Source organism: Gammaproteobacteria bacterium (assembly GCA_028817255.1).
GTDB classification, from domain to species: domain Bacteria; phylum Pseudomonadota; class Gammaproteobacteria; order Porifericomitales; family Porifericomitaceae; genus Porifericomes; species Porifericomes azotivorans.
Window position 1 is genome coordinate 1 of the sequence record JAPPQA010000042.1, and the last position, 2,724, is coordinate 2,724.

General features: G+C 67.0%; 3 protein-coding genes. All 3 read right to left on the reverse strand.

All coding sequences use genetic code 11. The features are described from left to right. Positions 1-141: 141 nt before the first annotated feature. On the reverse strand, positions 142-435 hold the full coding sequence (locus OXU43_02145) for a GIY-YIG nuclease family protein (protein ID MDD9823961.1): 294 nt from the start codon (positions 433-435) through the stop codon (positions 142-144). A gap of 157 nt (positions 436-592) precedes the next feature. Then, on the reverse strand, positions 593-1,414 hold the full coding sequence (gene trpC, locus OXU43_02150) for an indole-3-glycerol phosphate synthase TrpC (protein ID MDD9823962.1): 822 nt from the start codon (positions 1,412-1,414) through the stop codon (positions 593-595). A 98-nt stretch (positions 1,415-1,512) separates the two neighbouring features. Beyond that, on the reverse strand, positions 1,513-2,532 hold the full coding sequence (gene trpD / locus OXU43_02155; protein ID MDD9823963.1) for an anthranilate phosphoribosyltransferase: 1,020 nt from the start codon (positions 2,530-2,532) through the stop codon (positions 1,513-1,515). Positions 2,533-2,724: the final 192 nt, after the last annotated feature.

Here is a 2,724-nt window from a genome sequence, read left to right on the forward strand (position 1 = left end):
CGCGCGCTTTATACGCTGGATTCCTGCTTTCGCAGGAATGGCGAGGTGGGGGCAGGAATGGCGGGGTGGGGGCAGGAATGGCGGGGTGGGGGCAGGAATGGCGGGGTGGGCAGGAAGCCCATTCTTTTCCCTCCACCCAAGTCAGAGAATGTCATCGTACATGTCCCTCCAACCCGGATTTTCTTTCTCTATGAGTTTCAATTTCCAGTCTCTTTTCCATCTTTTTATCCGTATCTCCCGTTCGGTTGCGGATGCCATATCTTCGTGCACCTCAAAGTAAACTAACTTGTGCACCTTGTATTTTTTGGTGAATCCTTCCACCACATTGTTTTTGTGTTGCCATACGCGAGCGGGCAGGTTGCTGGTTACTCCAACGTATAAAGTTTCGTTGCGTGCGCTGGCCAGAATATAGACTGCCGGTTGTTTTTTAGTCATGTTCCGTTCTTGTTTCTCTTGAGCCGCTATCCCGCGCAAGCCCTATTATGCGGGATTCCGGCTTTCGCCGGAATGACGGTGGGGGCAGGAATGGCGGTGGGGGCAGGAATGACGGGGGGAGGCAGGAATGGCGGGGGGCGCGGAATGGCGGAGAATGCTACCGTCTGGCTTCGGGCCTCGCCCTCGCCCCGTCCGCGTCTGCGAAGAACAGCGAGCGCAGCCGGGCGCCGGGGTCTGCGTCCTTTACCAGCGTTTCGCCGACCAGGAAGGCGGATACGCCGGCGGCGCGCAGCCGGGAGATTTGCTCATGGTCGCGGATGCCGCTTTCCGTGACCACGAGCCGGTCGGGGGGAACGTCAACCAGCAGCTCCAAAGTGGTGCGGATATCGGTGGCGAAGCTGCGCAGGTCGCGGTTGTTGATGCCGAGCATCTCGGTCTGCAAAAGCAGCGCCCGCGTCAGTTCGCGGCGGTCGTGGATCTCGATCAGCACGTCCATTCGCAGTTCCAGCGCCAGGTCCTTGAGTTCGAGCATCCGGGCGTCGTCGAGGGCGGCCGCGATCAGCAGGATGCAGTCGGCGCCGCCGGCCCGGGATTCGTATAACTGGTAAGGGTCCACGATAAAGTCTTTGCGCAGCACCGGCAGCCGGGCGGCGGCGCGCGCTTCCTCCAGGTGCGCCATTTCGCCCCGGAAAAATTCCCGGTCGGTGAGTACGGACAGGCAACTGGCGCCGCCCTGCCGATAGGCCGCCGCCAGTTCGCGGGGGCGGTAGTCGCGGCGCAGGACGCCCTTGCTGGGAGACGCGCGCTTCAGTTCGGCAATCACCGCCGGTTTGCCGGCGGCGGCGGCGGCCCGCAGGGCGGCGGCGAACGGCCGCGGCGGCGGGGCGTCGTCCAGCCGCGCCTTGAGTTCGGCCTCGGGGAGGGCGGATTTCTGCCGCCGCAGTTGTTGCCGCTTGCTCTCGACGATGCGGGCCAGCATGTCAGGGCGTTGCCCGGGGAGGTCTCTGCCGGCCGGCGGCGTCCGGCGCCGCCGCTGGCCGCTGGGTTTGCCGTCGGCAGCCTGTCCGCGCCCGCGGTTCATGCGTTGCTGGCGCGCGCCAGCCGCTCCAGCGTGGCCTGGGCGCGCCCGTCGTCTATGGCTTGGGCGGCGGCCTGGACCCCAGCCCCCAGGTCGGCGGCCAGCCCGGCCGTGTAGAGTGCGGCGGCGGCGTTCAAGACAGCGATATCCCGCGCCGGCCCGCTTGCCCCGGCCAGCACGGCGCGCATGAGTTCGTGGCTGCGTTCGGCGTCCGGCGCCGCGAGCGCTTGCAGCGAGTTCGCCGCCAGCCCCCATTCCCGCGGCAGGATACGGTAGTTCTCGATGCGCCCCTGCCGCAATTCGGCGACGCGGGTGGGGGCGGCGGTGCTGATCTCGTCCAGCCCGTCTTCGGAGTGGACGACCATAGCCCGGTCGCAGCCCAGCCGCTCCAGGGCCTCGGCGACCGGCGTGACCCACTCGGCGGCGAATACGCCCAGCAACTGGCGGCGGGCGCCGGCGGGGTTGGTGAGCGGGCCCAGGAGATTGAACAGGGTCCTCATGCCCAGCTCCCGCCTGGGGCCGGCGGCGTGGCGCATGGCGCTGTGGTGACGGGGAGCGAACATAAAGCCGATGCCCGCTGTTTCGATACAGGCGCGCACCTGTTCGGGGGAGAGCTCCAGCCGCACCCCGGCCCGTTCCAGCACGTCCGCGCTGCCGCTGGCGCCGGATACGGAGCGGTTGCCGTGTTTGGCGATGCGGGCGCCGGCCGCCGCCGCGATCAGGGCCGCCGTGGTGGAGACGTTGAAGATTCGGGCCCCGTCGCCGCCGGTGCCGCAGGTGTCGAGCAGGCGCCCGGGGTCGGGCGCCTCCACCCGGTCGGCGAATTCGCGCATGACCTCCGCCGCGCCGACGATCTCCGCCACGGTTTCGCCCCGCGCCCGCAATGCCGCGAGCAGCCCGCCGATCTGGGCGGGCGTCGCCTCGCCGTTCATGATCTGGCGCATGGCCGCCTGCATTTCCTGCCGCGTCAGCCCGGGCTCCGCGGCCAGCTTGGCCAGTGCTGTCTGGATTGCGTTCATCCGCTCGTTACGAGGTCATTTATACCCATTTAATACCCTTTTAATGTTCATTGCAGGCTCGACAGGGGGGCGCCCCCGCAGCCCCATGACCAAAGGCCATGACCAAGGCCCATGACCAAGCCATGACCCGGGGCCGCGACAAGACCGGCGCGGGGGATATTGCGGGCATTCAAGAGATCTCCAGAAAGTTTT

Bases quoted from the DNA above. Each gene is read 5' to 3' on its own strand.
- OXU43_02145 (MDD9823961.1), bottom strand. From the start codon at position 435: ATGACTAAAAAACAACCGGCAGTCTATATTCTGGCCAGCGCACGCAAC.
- trpC (MDD9823962.1), bottom strand. From the start codon at position 1,414: ATGCTGGCCCGCATCGTCGAGAGCAAGCGGCAACAACTGCGGCGGCAG.
- trpD (MDD9823963.1), bottom strand. From the start codon at position 2,532: ATGAACGCAATCCAGACAGCACTGGCCAAGCTGGCCGCGGAGCCCGGG.